Consider the following 19,308-nt stretch of genomic DNA (forward strand, 5'->3'; position numbering starts at 1 on the left):
TTATAAATATTCTGCACACTGTTTGGCATAGTAAATATTCTAGTATTTGTATTTATCTTCAAATTAGCTGGACTGTTTCCACTAGTAGTAGGACTCCATTTAATACTATTCACATTAACTAATGTCGAAGCAGTATTCGCATCTGGGCTATAACTCGTTCTAATAGGCATTCCTTGCTCGGAACGTAATAAATTTTCAATATAGGAAGCAGCTATTTCAGATTGCGGAATGTTGTTAGGCAAATTATTCTTATCATCTGCATCAACCCAAGAAGCTCCCAGTTCTGACCTTGAGGAGACTTGGTCAAACCAAGAATGCCCTAATTCGTGAAATAGCGTAGCATAGAAAGGACTGCTTGTTTGGCTTGACTTCTCTCCAAACATTGATGTATATGGTTTTACCTCTTGATCAAATGCAGTTAAAACCACCGAACCATCTGTACTTGTACCATTTTTTCCATCAAATTTACTTCCTTTGCTGGATTTTATAGTTGTGTTTACATCATCATTTGCAAATAGTCCTAAAAATTTACTTCCAAAAGAATTTTTATCTCCTCCTGTGATAGAAGTTAGAGAAGACAATATCTCTCCCGCATAACTGCCACTTGTTACAGATGCTTCAACATCCCATTTTTTTGTCTTTTCATTTTGAGTATATAACTTTCCATTATCATATCTATATTTATTTGTACCATCACTAATACTAATCCACATACCTGTTGGGTCTATAAATTTCATTGGATTATTAGCGGCATATTGATATGACGAGTAAGAATAATAAAGTTCCGCCAACGGATCAATCACACCCCATCTTCCTATATCCGCCATATACATCCTAGCACCATAATCATACATTCCGGATTCTTGCAGTTCCTTTCCGTTGTACTTGTAGTTCTTATATACTACAAAGGCATTCTATTTATCATTGGGGTCGTAGACATTTTCTGGATGATTTTTTTTCTCTTCCTCAAAGTCCTTTTGCATCTTCTTATTATATTTTATTTTTTCCCATTTCTCATTATCACTCCAAAATCTAATATCATCAATATTATATTTATCACCATTATCCATACTTGAAGAACTTCGTTTAAAATAGTAACTTCTTATTTTTCCTGATAGACTTTCAATATCATAAGAATTAGTATAGTTTGGACCAATCCAACTTAATAAAAAAGAGTCATCTTCTTTTGTTCCAAAATAGCAAGTTGCATCATAATACCATTTATAATTCTTGTCTGGCATTAGTTGCTTCTTGGTTGAATTCTTAGCAATAATAAAAGTTACAATTTTTTTATAATCTGGACTATAAAGAATAGTATCTACTATTATTTGAGTGGAGTCATCATATTCTTTGGAATAAAATGACTCTTGATTATTTTTTACAAAACCTTGAATTTGTAAAGCAATAATTGCACTATCTAAAGAGTATTTTTTCTTATTTACAACAGTGTCATTTACATATTCCTTAGGTGTTTTTTTATAAAGTTTTAACTCATACCATCCATAAATATGTCGCAAATAAAGAAATGATAATCCAACAATTAGAAGAGACATAATAAAAAATATTTTCTTCATTTTTCAGTATTTAGATTATTAATGGTTACAGTTTGTACAAGCCCAAGAGGATCCATTCCAACGGTAAGTGCCTTCTTGTAATTTGCTAATGTCATTGAGAAAAGTAAGAACTGAATGATCTGTACTTGATCCTGTATTTGTATAAGTGTCTTTATCACTAATTCCTTGCTCTTGTTCGTTAGCAAGCCACCCCATTCCTTTGATATTTCCATTGCCTTCGTGTATAAATTGTTGAGTTTTGATATTTGGATCAACTTTTAAACTTCCTGCTTGGAAAGGATCAAAAAATCTGCAACTAGGGTAATTTTAATTTGTTTCTGCTGTTCTTTAGGTAAAGTAGATATATATTCTTTAAGGGCTTTTACATATCCTTTACCATAAGCTCCTCCCATACTGTGGGTAATGATTTTTACTGACCAGATTATTAATTATGATGAAAACGTAAAACCTAAAGAGATTGTAATTGAAGATAAATCTACTTTGGAACAAATGGAACTGATACAGCAACTCGATGATGAAGATAAAACAACGGTCTTTAAAATCATTGATAAAATGCTTACTACCAAAAAATTTAAAGACTTCTTTAATAAAAATGTAGCTGCACTATAAAACACAAACCCCACCGCATTGCGGCGGGGTTTATTATTATAATATTTATTGTTAATCAAATTTTGAAAAATCAGGACCTGTAATTACCACATAATATTCTTTGTTGCTCTTATTTCTCCCTGAATATCTCTTTTTATAAATCTTACTATCTTTATTGAATATATTGACAATAATATATTTTTGCATTAAAAACTCTCTGGGTAAAGAAAACGTATATTTCTGTGCAAGTGGAGACTTAGACGAAAATGTTTCAAAACTAATATCAAAATTTAATGAATTGTCATTAGTAAGTTTATCATAATTATCATCACGCAAATCAACAGTTCCAACAATGTAATTCCCTTCAATCGAACCCATAGAAGGAGAATCAAGGCGCATATCTTTTACTATCAAACAGGGTTTTTCATCAACCATAATTAAAAAATTAATTTTCTTTGTTTGGGATAAAAAATAGCTTGAAAAAAACAAACACAATAAAAAAGAATATTTTTTTAAGATTTTATTTTCCATTTCTGTTAATTATGTTTTGTATTACCTGCTTAGTTAAAATCATTGATGGTTTAGATATATTACTTCCTCTGTAAATTGCTGCACCTACTGGTCTGTAATCATTATATGTACCATTAGCATTTTTAGTAACATTTGTTGAGTTTGCAACTTCTAATCTGCCTACAATAATATTTGTCCCCTTACCTGCAAAGGTTTTATCATCTACTCCAGGAGTAGGAGTCAAAGCATTAAAAGGATAAGCCAATCCATTTGCTTCAAAAATACCTGCAGGATGAAGGTGGATTGTTGTATGCGTGTTTGCATTAGTTGGTATTGAAGCAGGAGCCGTACCAACTCCATTTACATCAACTGTAGGCAATGGTCCTGTTTCCCCTCTTGATATTACATTGTCTCCCGAAATTGAGGAACTTTCTTCTTTAAATCCACCATTTGCATCGCCTCTAGCTAAAACGCTCAAAGATTCTTTTAATGTACCATCCGGAGGAACAACCATATCGACATTCAATTCACTTAATTTATCTGTAGAAATATGTTCTCCTTTTTTCTCAGCTGATTTTATCGCTGCTTGGTCCTGTTTATTTGTAATCATTAAAGTACCTTCAACATCTGTTCCGTCTGTACCAATTTTTTTCCATTTTCATTCACATAATCAATAGGAGGAACAGCAAACATACCGTCTGGGTCAATAAATCTAATCGGGTTGTTATAAGCGTAAGTGTATGGGGAGAATCTTCTCATCTTTTCTGCCAACGGGTCAACAACGCCCCATCTTCCAATATCCGCCATATACATCCTTGCGCCATAATCATACATCCCCGTCTCCTGGAGTTCCTTACCATTGTACTTGTAGTTATAGGGGATCGCCATCGGATTTGTTTTTGTTTATAAAGAAAATTGCCAGCCAAATATTTATTATAAGAAATATCAAAAAAGGAATAGAACTATAAAAAAACTGACCTTTTGAGAATAAAGCACCAAAGTAAATTAAGATATCTACCCATATTGTAAATAATAAAACTGTTGAAATGATGATTAAATAATATTTATTTTTTAAACTAAATATTATTAAATAAATATTTATGAGTAAAAAAACGACAATATGTATTAATGGATTTTTAATACTAAAATCTGCTAATATTGATTTATTCTGAAGGAAAGCAAAGACCAATTTAAAAATTGTATCATAAGAATTACCTGAATAACTTATTTGTATTGAGAAAAAAGCCCCACATATAAGTAACGATAATATTAAAAATATTCTATTTTTCATAATTTAATAGGAAGATGTACCTTTTTTATTATTAGGATCTGGAACAATTTGACCATTATTAAATATCTTCATATTATTAAAATTAACTCTGTTAGATGTATCTACCGGATTTGTAGTATTTAACAATGGGGCAATATAAAATATTAAAGAATTGTCCATATTAGTATGATCTGTGCCAGTTGGTAAACTAATATTTGTTGATTTTTGTGAAGAATTAGTAGCAGATCCACCACCACCTATATAACTTGAGCGATTAGAATTAAAATTTATAATATTTTTTACATTAGAGCCTAAGGATGCAGAATATGCACTTCCTAAAATACCTCCTTCTGGAGAAGCTGCTTCCAGAGTCATCACTAAGTTTATAGGAACATCTTTCGCAATATTAGCTGCCTCTAAAACGTTTTTCCCCCCTAAACTATGTCCTACAAGATCAATTTGACCATCAGGATTCGCCGCATGATAGTCGGATATTGTTTGGGCTATATGTTTTGATGTAATATTAGAGTCAGAACCTGCGTAGTTTATTACAGTTGCATTATCAACAGAAAATATTGGGTTTTTTCCTATTAGAGAAAGACCATCATCACCTCTATTATATGGTGCGGGTAAATTTTTCACCAAAGTATTATTTCCTTGAATATAATCACCCGATCCTCCTCCAGCTCTTCCATTTACGGTAATAACAAGATGAGATACATCTTTATTTACCTTAACAGCTTCAAGACCTTCCAATTCTCTACTATCAATTACACGGTTTTCAGAAAAATTATAATGAGATTGGTAAGCGTATTTTTCAGAAAGAGGATCTACATTAAAAAATCTCCCTACATCCGGCATATAGTTTCTCCACTTAAAACTGTACCATCCAGTCTCTTGTAATTCCTGTCCTTGGTACTTGTAATTCTTGTAAGAACTCTGTCCAAAAAATGATCCAGAATCGTTGTCCAGATGGTTCATTCCAAATGGGTAGTAATTGTTCTTATCCGTTACTTCTATGCCGCCTGCGCTGTTCCTTGAATAACTCACCCTTGCATTGCCAAGATGATCTCTGTACTGGTAAATATAACGATTTTCCACAAAACTGTAATATCCCTCCGCTGTCGGTACGAACTGCAATGTTGCATTCTCTATTCCGGTTCTCGTCACGCCCAAAGTTCAGCCTCGTGTTACCAAGGTTGTCTTTGTACTGGTAATAACACCAACACATCTGAAACACCTTTTATGATTCTCAGCATTTTAGATAGCCTGTTTTCTAATTTCTCCTGTTCTGGCTATCTACAATACCATTTCAAACTTTATTTTCCTATCTTATTTCTATAAAAATAGTATCGAATACCAATACTATTTTTATTTACCAACTTGTTTGGAACACTACCAATATAAAATCTCTTTTCCATCTGGAAGACTTAACTTTATCCTAAAACTTATTGGGGTTTTGAGTTTCATAGAATCATTATTCAATTTCATATTTCAGACTCTGTTTTTCTAACTCTTCAACTAATGATTGCAAAATTCTATTTCTACTTTCATTGCTCAATTGTTGTTTTTCAGGAAGTTTAAGAATACTATCTTTGTAAATAACTATATCATATTCTCCGTTTAGCATTTCGGAATCTATATAATAAGATTCATTCTTATTCATATTAAAAATAAGTCCTGCTCTGCCTTTGAAAACAATCTTTTTAGGTTTAAATAATCCAAACATAATTATTTTATTAGATGTGCATTAATATTAATTCCTCTTGATTGCAATAAAGGTCTTTCTACAGTATTCCAAATGCTTCCAGAGCGATATCGTGCTTGATTTATGAATACGTTAGCTGTTCCTTCTGCTCCTCTTCCAAAACTGTATGAAGCATAATCCCAAAAGGGTTTCATTGTATTATAGGAAGTTTTTTCTGTTGCATACTCCAATCCTCTTCCTACCCAGGTCATCTCTAATGAACGACCTCCATTTGCAGTAGCATAATCAATAGCGGCATTTTTTGCTATATCTCCACCAGACCAAAAAACTCGACCTGCTCCTTTACCAAAAGCTAAAAAGTTAAACGCTCCTCCTAAAGCTTTGGATGCTGCAATATCCGCAGTTCCTATCTGCATACCATACAACCCAGCAACGGCTAACCGCCCCGAAGGATTACCCATTGCTACTTCGGGAGAGTTGGAAGCTGGTGTTTCTCTTATAGAGCCAGTAATGGTATCACTTCCACCTATGCCTAATATTGTAGCTTTTCCGGTTTCTATATTATTTGAACCAAAAACACTTTGGGTAGTAGACATAAAATTAAGACTCCCAACAGTAGTTGTAATAGAACCATTATCCCCCAAAGCATAATGCGTAGTAACATCTCCTTGCGTAACGTGATAGCCTGTAATTGATTGAGCATTCTCTCCGTATTTCAATTTTGTTTCTGCATTACCTTTGACTGCCGGGTCAAAAAATATCTGATTCCCCCTCTTCACCCAATCTTCATTAGACATTCCTGTAGGGTCTGCAAAACGCATAGGATTATTAAAACCATAAGCATAGGGTGACCATCCTGGTGTAGATTCTGCAAGAGGGTCTATCTGCCAAAAATGAGGTGCATCAGGTGAGTAAACCCGCGCACCGAAGTCATATCCGCCAAATTCTTGCAATTCCTTGGAACCATACTTGTAGTTCTTATACGAACTCTGTCCGAAGAATGATCCAGAATCGTTGTCCAGATGGTTCATTCCAAATGGGTAGTAATTGTTCTTGTCTGTTACTTCTATTCCGCCTGCGCTGTTTCTTGCATAACTCACTCTGGCATTACCCAAGTGATCTCTGTACTGGTAAATATAACGATTTTCCACAAAACTGTAATACCCCTCCGCTGTCGGTACGAACTGCAATGTTGCATTCTCTATTCCGGTTCCCGGTTCGGTTAAGGCAACTTCTTCCACTCTTTGGAACGCCTCCCGCTCCATCGCAAGATCGAGCTCATTGTCTTCTTCAAAGCTATTAGCCGCGAGCGTGAGTCCCGAAGTTCCCGGATCAAGATACTGGAAACCATCCAGGTAGTGTGTAGTCGCAGTAACGTTCGCCCAGATTCCAGACATTGTAGGGCGAAGGGAGATGTAAGACTTTCGCAGCTTTGTTCCGTCTGCCCTGTACAAGGTGCTGTTACTGGACTTCCTCTTACCGGAACCCATATCCATTGCATTGGGAAGATTAAGGTGATTGTAGGTGATCGAGTTGAATCTTTTATCCGGCATAGTAATCATATTGCCGTTATCATCATAATCAATCGTGCTATTGCCACCCTCATAACCATTGGCATCACCTGAAACATCGTCTATTGATGTCAGCCTATTCCCGGTATAGTGATAGCTAAGATCATCAATCAGGCTGGACGCTGTCCCGATATTATATGAAAACCTCTTAAGCTCGCTGATATTTCCATTAAGGTCATATTTTGGGATCTCGTTGTTCTCTTCAGGAAATATATACTGGCCGCTGTTTTTCACGTAATAAAATCCTGCGCTCAACCTGTTAAGGGCATCATAAGTGTAGCCGTAGGATTTCTGCACATGAGAAGATTCCGCTGGGTCTGCTATCAGCCATTCGATCTGAGAGATATTCCCATTATATTTTTTGTTGATCTCCAGGGACTGGTCCGCCAGGTAAGGTTTTCTGAGGTTGGTCGGAATATTAATGGTGTTATAATTGATCTTATAGGCAAACAAGTCATTGCCGATACTACCTAAATCATTGATCCCTGTCATCCAGCCTCTGATGTTGTAGTCGTAATTGATCTCCTGAAGATTATTACCAACTTGTTTTTTAACAAGTCTCCCCAGTTCATTATAAGTATTTTCTGCAAGAAGAACTTCTGCATTGCTGTTGACCTGATGATAATGCTGCTTGAGCCTGTTCTGATAGTCATAGATAAACCGTTCTGCGATTCTTACCTCTGTGTCGGCAGTCTTTCTCTTATGCCTTGTTATAGTTTTCTGTGGTGTTCCTGTGAAATCAAGAAAAGCCTCCGTCTGCGTGTAACCTCCAAGGTAATTTTTGGAATAAGTGCCGATAATACGTCCTTTCTCATCATAATAGTTAAAGTTCTTAGTCCACGAATTATTTTCGATATTACACAGATAAGAAGCTACAGGAAGTGACTTTGTATTGATATTATTCTGGAAATTATCCGTGATGAAGGTCTGCTGGAAGGCTAATGTCGACAGGTTTGGCTTATCGGCCGGATAGCTGTCATAATAGTTGACCGATAACAGTTTGGTTATGGTATTAGGATAATTATTTGCCGTAAGATTATCATAATAAACTATTAATCCGGGAGCAGTGAATCCTGAAGATGTCGTTCTCGCAACATTGTTACTGCCTTTACCATTCAATGTCGTCTGAAGGCTGCTTCTTGTTCCTGAATCTGATGTAATTCCTGTGTAGGCAACCCTTCCGAACTGGTCGTACTTAGTAAAGAGCCATTCTCCGGCATCTTTCAGATTGGCATCCTGGGTCATTACCAAACGGTCCTGATTATCATAAACCATAGATTCCCAGCCTTTACCCGGAAGTTTTTTTTCAGCGAGTCGATTTCTGCCGTCGTAACGGTACTGATAGCTTAGTTCTGACAGTATCGCACCTGTTTCTGTCAAATCGGCGGTCGCCAGATTATTTAGGACTTCTTCAACGCCTTTAGGTGAGATTACAAAAGCCAGCTGGTCGTATTCGTTATATACATAATAAGTGTCCGCTGATTGCGTGGTTGTCAGCATCTTTCTTACTAATAACGTCTGTCCCTGTCCATTCTTAAACTCGTAAGATACATTGTCGTCCTCATCCGTTACCTTATTCTTGTACAGAGTTGCCTGAGGATAGTAATTCCCGGTAGCTAATGACAGTGTACTGTGGGTGATGCCTTCTGTCCATGGTGTTGGAGTGCTGGTTACAAACTTCAGCACTTCACTACCTCCATTAGCCAGATAGTCGAAAGTTGTTTTCTTGCTGTTATTTTTCCAATCATCGCCCGGGCCATATTGTTCCAAAACCCTATCCAGGGGCGAGTTTTCTAATTTTTTCTCGTTAAAGGCATTACCGCCAACACCTAAAGACCAATAATAGGGATCGATATTGCTTCCTGTAGTTGGCTGTATACTGCCGTTAAGTGTAGAAACTGGTATCGGAAGATAGTCTAATGTCTGCCTGCCAAATCCATCATAAACAATAGGCGTTACCAGATCATTCCCGCCGGGTGTCGATTTGATGGCTATATTCTGCTTGGGTCTGCCCAATCCATCGAAATAAGTGATGCTCTGCATCTGTGGCGCATAATTATTGCTTTGGGTTACAGGGGCAAGATAGGTTCTCGTGTAGATATAATTCTCATCGCTTGCAGGGTTATATGCTACCGGTGGATTTGTTATAACAGGATCCGGATTGTTGGGATCATAAATTTTAGATTTTGCAATAAATGCGGCACCGTTATTATAGATAACATTCTTGGAATCTGCGTGAAAACCGCGAAGCATACGTACTTCCACATTCATAACAGTCTGTGGAGGCTGGTAGCTGTCGCTAAGATTGGTTGTCTGGGAAAAACCTGAAATACTCCAGGCTAACCCCATTATGATAAGTATCTTCTTGTGCATAAGATGATTCTTTATGGTTAGTTAGTTTTTTTCTTTTCAAGTCTTTCAACCCGCTCCAACAGAGATTTGATCTGCTGATTCTCCTGCTCTAATTGCTTGATTTTTTCCTTCTGATTTTTTATCTCTTCTGTTTGGATTTTATTGAGTTTATTCTGCTCGATTGTATACAATGTCAGTTCTTCAATCTTTTGCAACAGTTTGATTTGAAACTCACCGACATTAACACCGTCCTTTTCCATCTCCTTGGCCGAAGCAATTTCCGGCAAGTGCTTTCTCTCTTTGATGTGTTTTTCAACATCCTCCAGCTTTGGAAGATCATATGTTTCTTCAAAGACAAAATCTGCGGTCGGGCTTTGGGTGACCTTGACTTCTGTAGCCTCAAGTTTTCCACTAACTGCTACATTACCGTTGTTATTGAATACAGTCTGTTTTGTCCAGTCAAACTGACCATTTCCTAATCCAGGGGCAATATGGAGCGTTCTACGCTGATCATCGGGCGTATGGAAAATCCAACTGTTGACTCCATCACTGATAATATCACTGGTGTTGATGTTTCCTGAAGTTCTTAAAAAACCATTGATATCCAATGTCGCATTAGGGTTTTCTGTATTGATGCCGACATTGCCCCACTTGTTCATATAAAGTACTCCTAATGAGGTTCTAAGCTTTACACCGCCCCACCATTTTACATCAAGTCCCCAATCACCACCAAAGCCTGTCTGTGTATTTGATATATGGTAATTATCCGGTTCTGAAGCGTTATTTCCATACAGGTTCGTAAAGTTGATATTTTGTGCGCTCACAGAGAATATTGATATTGTCAGTATTACTGTTGTTAATATCTTTTTCATAGTTCTTAATTTTTTATTGTTTGTAATTGTATTTGTATTCTTTTAAGATTTTGTTTAGCCTTGTCATATATGGAGAATTAGCAGCTATGGTAAATTGTACTATTTCTGATATGTAAACGAACTTACATTAATTGCTGAATCATTTGTCAACGGTGTTCCCGTATATGATGCACTAACATAACCCGTTGTTTTAAATGTAAAAATCCATTGTCTGTCTATGCCGGTATCAACTTCATGAAAATTAACCGGTCTGTCAGCAGACGGGGCTTTATCACTGGAAATAAGAGCAAAATCTTTTGTTCCAGTAAAGATTCCCGGCTTGAAAACAAAATATCCGGAAACTGTGGTTCCATTAAGATAAATTCCTGAAGTGGCAATTTGAATATTTGGCAATGCGGTAAGGTTTGGACTGCCATAGGTTGGATAAGTAATACTATAGACATTTATTTTTTTCTCTAAAGTTACATTCTCTCCTGTTGTGGTATTCAAACCTGTACCATATAAAGTGTATGAAGATTTGGAATTGCTATTAAATGTGAGATTTACAACTGACGAATTATTTAAATTAGATAATGTAACGCCATCAGTGGGTTGAGTATACCAATAGTAATAGCCCGGCATATTTTTAGTGAAATAATTATATGTTTCATGGGAGGTCTGTCCTGAAAATACCCCGACACTCGTATTACCCAGAATTTCGCCGGTTGTATTTATATCACTAGCAAAAGTATTAGAATAGTTATATTTATTTTCTTTAAGAATATTTCCATTAATATCTTTAACTTCCAACAGGCGATTATTATCATCATATTTGTAAACCTCACGGTTTCCGGAAGCTGGTGTAACGCTTGTAAGACCAATCATTGGATTATAGGTGTAAGTACTGATTTGGTAATTTGCCAAGTTAGAATTTGTACGGAAAGCATCCAAAGCAACGATTAAATCATTTTCAGTAGTCTGATCTTTATCTATATCTGACTTAGAAATCATATTGTTTACGACTGCACTTATTCCTGGAAGTGCTATCATTGCATCATACCCAATTCCTTCAATTTTTGCAATGGGCAAAGTTTGATTATACCCCCAAATAAAAGAAGTAGGTTTTATTCCTTTTTCTGAATATTGCAAGATGTTTCCCTTAGAGTCATACTTGTCATATGTTAAAAAAGTATTAGGCGTAGTAAGGTTATCCAGACCATAAGTTTTTGTCCATAATGGTAAAGTCAAACCATTTGTACTTGTAGTTTCTGATGCATCTTTTGGATAATAGGTCTCAACTTTCTGAAGGGTTTTTGTTGAACCATTAACTGTTTTCTTTGTTTCACTTATTAATGGGATACCAATTATATTTCTGTCTTTCATCAGTTGATTGCCTTCTTCATCTGCATACCTGTAAGTTTTCTGAGTGGTGACATCAGGGAAAATAGTCTCCTCTTTTGTTAGCTGTTTATGACTTAAATTCTCATATGTGAAATTTTTTGTTGTTACTATTGGAACTCCAAATCCTTGTGGATAAGTTCTTTCTACAACTTGGCTTGGAGTCCACCAATTTATCTCATCTTCATAAAAACGATCAAAAAGAACTCCCATGATCATTTCGTCACATGGAAAGAAACCATTGCCATATGTCCCTATAGGATTAACAAAGCAATAAGGTGATGAACTTCTCATTATTCTTAATCCATTTACTTTAAATGTACTTCCTAAAGCATATTTATATTCCTTCTCATACAATAGTTTATTTGCTCTGTCATAATGGTATTCATTTATCAATTGTCCATTTTCATCATGTTGCTTATCTCTTTTTACATAGGGAACAGTCGCACCATACAAAGTATCCGGAAAATTATTATACTTATAAACAGACTTACCCAAATTTTTCATTGCCGAAAATGGATAAGAATCAACATTTGTTATTGTAACTTGAGAATAACCGATCGATTGTCCAGCTGCAGAATTTCCTAAAGGAAGAAAACTACTACCTGAAGCCTCAATATAATTTCCTATTGGCCGATTACGTTTATAAATTGGGTTTTTTAATGATATAATAAACGCCGATTCCATATCTTCATTACGCGCAATAGAGGGAGGAGTCGACAAATAGCCTTCCATATAACTGGTAGCATTATAAAAATTGAATATTGGAGACATAATGTTACCGGAACTATTACCATTGTCTAAGGTATAGGAATATTGTTTTGCCTCAATATTTCCTGTACCGTCTATATTTTGTATCGATTTGACCCTTAAACCAGCCCCGACTTGATTAACAGATGTACTGGATGTATATTTGTTCTGTACAGTTGCTTTTAAATCTAAAGTAAAATATACAAACCCTCCATTATTAGCTTTTAACTTATAATTTCCTGGCTCAAGCAGTACAGTAAAATATGCCAAAGTATGTTTTGCAAATGTACCATCTGGAGCAGGATAATTTGGATTAGAAAAATCCCTTACAGGAAAAAATCTAAGTTTTTGTGTCCCATCTTGCTTTTCCAAAGTTACATAAGTATTCCATATTTTATTATAAATAGATGACTCTGTCTCTTGTCCATAACCAGTGTTATTATCAAATCGGTATTCTATTTTAACAAATGACTTATCTTGTACCCAAAATGAGGTTTCATTGGCACCTAATGCACTTGCAAAATAGGATGTTTCCGAGATTCCTTTTCCATCTGATTTGTAATAGGTGTTAGGTTCATACTCAAAATTTGACTTTCCTCCAGTCGGATAGTAAATCGTTTTTAATATTCCTGCTTGTATAAAATCTTTATTAGGAGTACGATCTGCTCCATTCATATTAACAACAATATCATTGTCAGAATAATTGTATGATGGTATAAATGTTGAAAAACTACCCCTTGTGTATGAATTTCCGAAAATCTGAAAAGAGTATGAACTAGAGGGCGTTGCATAAAGCTCGTAGTTGATTATATTAGTATTATTAGCACCATTATAGTACCCCCAACTATCTACAGAGCGCGTGTCTTTTGAAGGAAGTGCTATATTACTATACTCGAAACTGTATTTTTGAGGATTGGTACTTGTTGTGTGTAAAGTTATTGCGTTTAACTTCAACCGAAGATAGTCTTGCTTATTACTTAAATTCGTTTTATCTGCGTTAAAATAATCCGTATTAAAAGTAATTTTGTCAATAATTTCATTATTTTTATTGTAAATAATAATATTATTTAATGCACCGCTAATTTTATTTTCAGGATAATAATTAAAAATAACCCTATCCTTCCTATTATTGTAATCCATATTAAATTCTACATAACCTTCGCTGAAATTAATTCTCTTCAAATACTTTTCGAAGCTCTCAGTATAATTCTTTACAATTCTTTTATAAGAACCACCTATAAAATTAGCATTACACGGCTGTGCACCTGCATTAATACCTAAATAACTTTTTGTATCTCCTGGTGGAGGTGTCTTTCTCCATTGAATATTGCCTTGTTCTTCAACTCCATTTTGACTTGTAACACTTACACCGGCTATAGGAGCGCCATCATCATATAAATATTCAAATGAAATTTCACCACCTGCTGGAGATTTGACCCTACTTAAATACCAGCCAGTAATACTAGTTTCACTGATATAATCTTCAGAATCCATACAAGTCCGTTGTTTAGATCGAGAATACTCTGTAACCCCAAACTCAAATTCAAATCCTTTAATGTCTTTCGCAGTCCATTTTTTTGTGTCGCGGTTATAAGTAAAACTTAATCTATCTTGTTCACTAGAAACTATTTTAATTATACCAGCATTTTTTCCTATTATCAGTTTACCAGAATATCCCAAAAAATTATAATGATAAATATCCGGTTCAGCATCCTGGGGGGCTACAAATGGATCCATATCAGAAAGATATCCGTAAATGTCCAATCCACTACCGTTAAATACTTGAGAAGATATATATCCACCACTAAATGCTTTCATCTCAGGAGTGGTGATTTCATGTATGCTAGGGGGATAATTTGGATCATAGGGATGAAGACTATATTTTATTTTTTGATAATTGCTGATTATCGTAAATGTATTAGATTGATTTGGAAAAGAATACATTCCACTTCCCAAATAACCATGAGAATCGAAATCATCTATTCCTCTAACTTGTCTTGTAATAACACCACCTGCATTAAGAGTCCAACCTAACCCTATCCAACTAGCTTCGTCAGTAACCCTAATACCAGAAGAATGGTATGATGCAGATATTGGCACTTCGATATCTCCTGATTTTACAGTATAGATGGGTATATTAATGTTAGGAACTCCTGTGTAGTTACTTACAGGTATCTCTCCATACTTTTGTAATGAAGCTACATTAGGAGAAGGAGAGATCACTTTTGGTAATTCCGTTCCCTGTGATAATAAAAAATTAGCTAAAAAGCTAAATAATAAGTATACAATTCTCTTCATAATCTATGCGTTTTACTCTTTCACGATTTTAGCAGTTAGTTTTTTGTTCTGTTGGGCTGGGATACTCGCTTTGATGATGTAAACACCCTGTGGTAGTTTACTCGTATCAATCTTCGTAACCCTGTTTTTGGTGCTCAGGGTGTGGATCACCTTACCTGTCATATCATAAACATAGACATCTGCACTCTCGAAGTCCAGCCCGATCTCCACATAACAGTAATCCTTCACAGGATTCGGATAAATCTGGATATCCTTGTTCTCCATCAGATCTTCAATTTGTTTGTCCTCAAGCTTAACCACCTTCCAGTTCTCTTTCCCCAATTCCTCAGCGCTTGTCCCTGCCAGGATATATGAGCCGTCCCTGTTCAGTAATGCGGATGTTAGTCTTTCTTCTTTTTTCTTGTCCCTGCCTTCAACATACTTTCGCCAGACTTCCTTACCATTCCTGTCAATGTACAGCATCCAGAACGTCTCATCATTCTTCTCCACCTTGCCTTCCGACTGCGTGTAACCACCTATCAAAAAGCCTTTGACGGATTGAGACCCTTCGGCTCCGCTCAGGGTGACATTATGATTCCTGATAGTATTCAAGGACATCAGCACATCCCGGTTCTTAAAGTTGTAAGACTGCTGCCACTGCTCGTTACCGTCCTCATCCAATGCCAATATCCAAAGGTCTGTCCCCTCCTCCAGCTTCGCCCTCTTGTTACCCGAGGTCTCTGAGCGGCTTTCTCCACCAATAATATAACCTGAATCTGTCAATGCCATTGTTCTAACATGGTCGTCCTCGCTTCCCCCAAAGTTCTTCTCCCACTGGACATTACCACTCTTATCCAGCTTCACGATCCAGTAATCACCCTCGCCATAGTTTCCGAAGGACTTACCATAGAAATTAATATTGTAGTTCTCTGTAGAATTCTGATTGTTGGATGATGATGAATTACTGCCTGAGTAGTTGGTTGAGGATTGAGAAGTATTACCGGAATTTAAATTTAAACTTCCAGAATTCTGTAATAATAAATCTTTAGAATTGATCTTCGGTTTTGACTCTCCGTCATAGATGCCGCTCCTGGAATAAATGCCCATCAACACGCCGCCGTCTTTCGTCGGGATCACTTTCTCCACTTCATCCAGACCTTTGCCACCCAGAATTAATTGACTAATGATCCTGCCTTTCTTATCCAGCTTAATGACCAGAACATCTTTGGAGCCGTAACCTGATTTTGGATGATTGGTAGAGCCTGTAACAATGTAACCTTCGTCCGTAGTCTGAGTCACACTTCTGGCTTCTTCACTGTATCTTGTTCCGATGGTTTTCTGCCACTGTTCTTCACCATTCTCATCAATCTTAATCAGCCAGATATCGGATGATCCATTAGATTTATCTTTCTTATCCAATCCTAAAGACGAATACGAAGTCCCTGCCAACAAAAAGCCACCTTCCTTTGTTGAAACGGTGGCGCTGAGATAATCATGCTGATTCCCTGAAAAATACTTCTCCCAAACCTTCTGACCCTGCTGGTCAAGCTTCAGGATATGGTAATCGTAGCCTTTGTTTTGATTGTGGGTTGATGATGGATTTACGGCAGTTGAGCCGGAGCTGTCACCCTGAGCCTGACGAAGGGACTGAATGGATGATCCCGAAACTAAATACTGGCCGTCTATCGTAACCGCCAGTCCGGAAAGAAAATCCTGTGTCCCGGAGTCGAGATTCTTTTGCCAGGAAATCTTCTGCGAAAAGAGTACAGCAGAACCCAGCACCAATAGTGTGGTAGAAATCTTTTTCATAATTTGAGTTTTCTTTTTTGGTTATTGATTATTATTCACAATGCAACAATAGCATTGTTATGCGACAAATCTTGTCGCTTTATTATCACATTCATGTTTTTTTATTATTTGCTAAAATAATAACATTTTAACAACTTTTAAAATATTTTTTAATGTATTTTATTATGCTAAATCGCTGGTCTTATTAAGATCATCCTAAACAACTAATTATCGAACGAACATCGAACATAGGATAACCAACGGATATAGAATAGATATACCACTATCGAACAAAGGTTATACAAAGGATATACAAACTCTCATATTATGTTAAATGCAAACATCACGATCAACAAAATATCAGTAGATTAAAACATATACCTGCAACTATAAACATTTTGTATCAGAAATGTCACACTGAGCGGAATCGAAGTATTTTAACATTTCACCATCAATCAAAAAACCGCTGTCAGGCTGAGGCTCTCGAAGCGCGCATAAAAACCAATCCTTATAATGAACGAAGCATCCTTGCGCCCCCTTAAAATACAACCCAAACAAAAACCCATGCGCCTTTGCAATTAAAAATAATTCAAAAAAAATAAATCACGACAACTTTTGACGACAACCCATAATACTTTTGGCTCATCAGCTGACACAAAAAGCAATTTTAAAACTATCTATTAAATTTTAAAAAAAACATTATGGGAAAATTACATGACTCATTATTATCCGGCACTTCGGGACGCACAGGACGCATCGTAGTCGCCAACGTTTACGGCAATGAAATTTCAAGAGTTCGCCCTAAAAAAAGAGCCTCACAACCAACAGCGAAACAGATGCTGATTCAGAATCGGATGAAAAAGTGTGCCGCATTCATGCAGTCTTATAGAGCTTATGCGTGCCAATACTTTGGAAGCAGAAGCGGGATGAAATCCTGCTACAACCTGGCAATGACCAATCTGATGGAAAACTTCAGGATCAACTACACCGCGGAGACGATCACTCCGGATTATCCTTCGCTTTATTTCTCCAAAGGTAATCTCTTAGGGGCCGTGCCATTAGGAATGAGCTTAAAATCAGCCGAATCATTGGAGATCAGCTGGCAGGATAATTCTGCAGGAAACCCTGAGAGAGAAAATGATGTAGCTCAGATTCTAATTGCCGGAGAGGATAATGATTTTACGTTCTTCGTAGAAAACGCCGCAAAACGCTCTGATATCAAATATTCAGTAAACTTACCGGTCAACTTTCAAAACAAACCACTTCATGTTTGGATCGCATTCCGAACAGAAAATGGTGAAATTGCCTCCAATTCACAGTATGCGGGAACAGTTTTTTAAAACAAATGATCAGCCGTGATAATTCTTACGGCTGATTATTTTAAAGTCAGAAGAAAAAGTCCTAATATTAAAAGTTTGTTAAATATTAGTTTTTTACACTGTAAACTTTTATTTTTGCATTATTATTGATTCGATCTATTGAAATTGAAAATGATTTCAACGAAATAAATAATTTACAAACCAAGTTTAAATGGCAAAGTCATACGAAGCTATTTTCGAGAACAACAAGAAGTGGGTTGAATCCAAGATTTCCGGCAACCCGGAATATTTTCACCAGCTTGCTCAAACTCAAAATCCCGAATATCTCTACATCGGATGTTCCGACAGCCGGGTAACGGCAGAAGATATGATGGGAGCAGAACCGGGCGAGGTTTTTGTTCACAGGAATGTAGCCAATGTCATTAACACTTTAGATATGAGCTCAACAGCGGTGATTCAGTATGCTGTGGAACATCTGAAAGTAAAGCACATTATAGTATGTGGCCATTATAACTGTGGCGGTGTAAAAGCGGCAATGACATCACAGGATCTCGGACTTCTGAATCCCTGGCTGAGAAATATTCGGGATGTATACAGGCTGCATCAGGCAGAGCTAGACGCTATTGAAGATGAAGACAAAAGATATGACCGCCTGGTAGAACTGAATGTCCAGGAACAATGCATCAATGTCATCAAAATGGCTTGCGTACAGGAACGTTATATTTTGGAAGAATTTCCGGTCGTCCATGGTTGGGTTTTCGACCTGAGATCAGGAAAAATAATCGATCTCGAAATCGATTTTGAAAACATATTAAAAGACATTCAGAAGATCTACAACCTGACAGATTCTGATTGGGTGATGAGCAGAAAAAAATAGGCACATCAAATATTATGAAGTACTGGAGTATTATAACATTAACGATCTTTCTCAACTTTACGGCTCTTCCGGGATTAGCCGCAATGTTCGGTTGGGAACTGCCGAGAACCAATGTTGTAATCAGTGAAGAAGAGACGCACTCCAGCAACACAATCGTTATCTACGAAAAAACCATTCCTAAAACGATGGACATCCATGATTTCCTGAAGTTTTATGAAGCTGACACCCATAGAAAAATTACAGTCAACTGGGAATCAACTCTATATTTCCCGCCGTCTCTCAGCATATTCTCTCCACCTCCGGAAGCATAAATAACATTTTCTGTTTTCTCAGAAAACGCTTGGGGTTGGCTGTAATCACACAGCGGATAGCACTTGCCGTTTCCTGACATCGTCTTAATCAATCACTATTGATTATCAATCACATCTGTTATTTACATTGATGTAGTTACCTTTAGGTCAGGTGATGACATCAG

Annotated in this window: 16 protein-coding genes and 2 pseudogenes; 4 read left to right on the forward strand and 14 right to left on the reverse strand. The window is 36.5% G+C overall.

Annotated elements, in window-relative coordinates; translation table 11 throughout:
- Positions 1–710 precede the first annotated feature (710 nt).
- The 4 genes and pseudogenes from AC5P2S_RS17070 to AC5P2S_RS17085 form a co-directional block, all read right to left on the reverse strand.
- Positions 711–890, reverse strand: a pseudogene (locus AC5P2S_RS17070) (RHS repeat domain-containing protein); the annotation flags it as partial.
- 24 nt (positions 891–914) lie between these two features.
- The gene (locus AC5P2S_RS17075; protein WP_494555728.1) at positions 915–1,574 is read right to left on the reverse strand and encodes a hypothetical protein; all 660 of its coding nucleotides are present in this window, start codon (positions 1,572–1,574) and stop codon (positions 915–917) included.
- Positions 1,575–1,592: 18 nt separating this feature from the next.
- Positions 1,593–1,769, reverse strand: coding sequence for a hypothetical protein (locus tag AC5P2S_RS17080; RefSeq protein ID WP_494555729.1), 177 nt, complete (start codon positions 1,767–1,769; stop codon positions 1,593–1,595).
- 62 nt (positions 1,770–1,831) lie between these two features.
- The gene (locus AC5P2S_RS17085) at positions 1,832–1,966 is read right to left on the reverse strand and encodes a hypothetical protein (protein ID WP_494555730.1); all 135 of its coding nucleotides are present in this window, start codon (positions 1,964–1,966) and stop codon (positions 1,832–1,834) included.
- A 10-nt stretch (positions 1,967–1,976) separates the two neighbouring features.
- Between AC5P2S_RS17085 and AC5P2S_RS17090 the strand changes: the two genes are divergently transcribed.
- Entirely contained in the window at positions 1,977–2,183 is a 207-nt protein-coding gene (locus tag AC5P2S_RS17090) for a hypothetical protein (RefSeq protein WP_494555731.1), read from the forward strand.
- A 51-nt stretch (positions 2,184–2,234) separates the two neighbouring features.
- On the opposite strand, the gene AC5P2S_RS17095 is transcribed toward AC5P2S_RS17090, so the two are convergent.
- From AC5P2S_RS17095 to AC5P2S_RS17140, 10 genes and pseudogenes are all read right to left on the reverse strand, one after another.
- A complete protein-coding gene (locus AC5P2S_RS17095; RefSeq protein ID WP_494555732.1) occupies positions 2,235–2,693 on the reverse strand; it encodes a hypothetical protein in 459 nt (152 codons plus the stop codon).
- Positions 2,683–3,282, reverse strand: a complete 600-nt coding sequence (locus AC5P2S_RS17100; RefSeq protein WP_494555733.1) for a hypothetical protein — start codon at positions 3,280–3,282, stop codon at positions 2,683–2,685. The genes AC5P2S_RS17095 and AC5P2S_RS17100 overlap by 11 nt, the downstream gene beginning before the upstream one ends.
- Before the next feature lie 82 nt (positions 3,283–3,364).
- A pseudogene (locus AC5P2S_RS17105) lies at positions 3,365–3,548 on the reverse strand (RHS repeat-associated core domain-containing protein); the annotation flags it as partial.
- Positions 3,544–3,963 carry a hypothetical protein gene (locus AC5P2S_RS17110; RefSeq protein WP_494555734.1) on the reverse strand — a complete coding sequence of 140 codons (420 nt, stop codon included), beginning with the start codon at positions 3,961–3,963 and terminating at the stop codon, positions 3,544–3,546. The pseudogene AC5P2S_RS17105 and the gene AC5P2S_RS17110, both read right to left, overlap by 5 nt.
- Before the next feature lie 3 nt (positions 3,964–3,966).
- A complete protein-coding gene (locus AC5P2S_RS17115) occupies positions 3,967–5,082 on the reverse strand; it encodes an RHS repeat-associated core domain-containing protein (RefSeq protein WP_494555735.1) in 1,116 nt (371 codons plus the stop codon).
- Between the two features lie 337 nt (positions 5,083–5,419).
- Complete coding sequence (locus AC5P2S_RS17120; protein ID WP_494555736.1) at positions 5,420–5,671, reverse strand: Imm74 family immunity protein; 252 nt, start codon at positions 5,669–5,671, stop codon at positions 5,420–5,422.
- Positions 5,672–5,673: 2 nt separating this feature from the next.
- A complete protein-coding gene (locus AC5P2S_RS17125) occupies positions 5,674–9,594 on the reverse strand; it encodes a DUF6443 domain-containing protein (RefSeq protein ID WP_494555737.1) in 3,921 nt (1,306 codons plus the stop codon).
- Between the two features lie 17 nt (positions 9,595–9,611).
- Positions 9,612–10,445 carry a hypothetical protein gene (locus AC5P2S_RS17130; protein WP_494555738.1) on the reverse strand — a complete coding sequence of 278 codons (834 nt, stop codon included), beginning with the start codon at positions 10,443–10,445 and terminating at the stop codon, positions 9,612–9,614.
- A gap of 99 nt (positions 10,446–10,544) precedes the next feature.
- The gene (locus AC5P2S_RS17135) at positions 10,545–14,870 is read right to left on the reverse strand and encodes a hypothetical protein (protein WP_494555739.1); all 4,326 of its coding nucleotides are present in this window, start codon (positions 14,868–14,870) and stop codon (positions 10,545–10,547) included.
- Positions 14,871–14,882: 12 nt separating this feature from the next.
- Positions 14,883–16,658, reverse strand: a complete 1,776-nt coding sequence (locus AC5P2S_RS17140; protein ID WP_494555740.1) for a T9SS type A sorting domain-containing protein — start codon at positions 16,656–16,658, stop codon at positions 14,883–14,885.
- 680 nt (positions 16,659–17,338) lie between these two features.
- Here AC5P2S_RS17140 and AC5P2S_RS17145 point away from each other — a divergent pair.
- The 3 genes from AC5P2S_RS17145 (at position 17,339) to AC5P2S_RS17155 (ending at position 19,144) form a co-directional block, all read left to right on the forward strand.
- A complete protein-coding gene (locus tag AC5P2S_RS17145) occupies positions 17,339–17,977 on the forward strand; it encodes a DUF6266 family protein (RefSeq protein ID WP_494555741.1) in 639 nt (212 codons plus the stop codon).
- Positions 17,978–18,167: 190 nt separating this feature from the next.
- A complete protein-coding gene (locus tag AC5P2S_RS17150; protein WP_283415947.1) occupies positions 18,168–18,833 on the forward strand; it encodes a carbonic anhydrase in 666 nt (221 codons plus the stop codon).
- Positions 18,834–18,847: 14 nt separating this feature from the next.
- Complete coding sequence (locus tag AC5P2S_RS17155) at positions 18,848–19,144, forward strand: hypothetical protein (protein WP_283415946.1); 297 nt, start codon at positions 18,848–18,850, stop codon at positions 19,142–19,144.
- The last annotated feature ends 164 nt before the right edge of the window (positions 19,145–19,308 follow it).

Source organism: Epilithonimonas sp. 33E (assembly GCF_059372615.1).

Coding starts and splice junctions, on each gene's coding strand:
- AC5P2S_RS17155 (WP_283415946.1), top strand. CDS start 18,848: ATGAAGTACTGGAGTATTATAACATTAACGATCTTTCTCAACTTTACG.
- AC5P2S_RS17075 (WP_494555728.1), bottom strand. CDS start 1,574: ATGAAGAAAATATTTTTTATTATGTCTCTTCTAATTGTTGGATTATCA.
- AC5P2S_RS17150 (WP_283415947.1), top strand. CDS start 18,168: ATGGCAAAGTCATACGAAGCTATTTTCGAGAACAACAAGAAGTGGGTT.
- AC5P2S_RS17145 (WP_494555741.1), top strand. CDS start 17,339: ATGGGAAAATTACATGACTCATTATTATCCGGCACTTCGGGACGCACA.
- AC5P2S_RS17095 (WP_494555732.1), bottom strand. CDS start 2,693: ATGGAAAATAAAATCTTAAAAAAATATTCTTTTTTATTGTGTTTGTTT.
- AC5P2S_RS17140 (WP_494555740.1), bottom strand. CDS start 16,658: ATGAAAAAGATTTCTACCACACTATTGGTGCTGGGTTCTGCTGTACTC.
- AC5P2S_RS17120 (WP_494555736.1), bottom strand. CDS start 5,671: ATGTTTGGATTATTTAAACCTAAAAAGATTGTTTTCAAAGGCAGAGCA.
- AC5P2S_RS17110 (WP_494555734.1), bottom strand. CDS start 3,963: ATGAAAAATAGAATATTTTTAATATTATCGTTACTTATATGTGGGGCT.
- AC5P2S_RS17125 (WP_494555737.1), bottom strand. CDS start 9,594: ATGCACAAGAAGATACTTATCATAATGGGGTTAGCCTGGAGTATTTCA.
- AC5P2S_RS17085 (WP_494555730.1), bottom strand. CDS start 1,966: ATGGGAGGAGCTTATGGTAAAGGATATGTAAAAGCCCTTAAAGAATAT.
- AC5P2S_RS17135 (WP_494555739.1), bottom strand. CDS start 14,870: ATGAAGAGAATTGTATACTTATTATTTAGCTTTTTAGCTAATTTTTTA.
- AC5P2S_RS17100 (WP_494555733.1), bottom strand. CDS start 3,282: ATGATTACAAATAAACAGGACCAAGCAGCGATAAAATCAGCTGAGAAA.
- AC5P2S_RS17080 (WP_494555729.1), bottom strand. CDS start 1,769: ATGGGGTGGCTTGCTAACGAACAAGAGCAAGGAATTAGTGATAAAGAC.
- AC5P2S_RS17090 (WP_494555731.1), top strand. CDS start 1,977: ATGATTTTTACTGACCAGATTATTAATTATGATGAAAACGTAAAACCT.
- AC5P2S_RS17130 (WP_494555738.1), bottom strand. CDS start 10,445: ATGAAAAAGATATTAACAACAGTAATACTGACAATATCAATATTCTCT.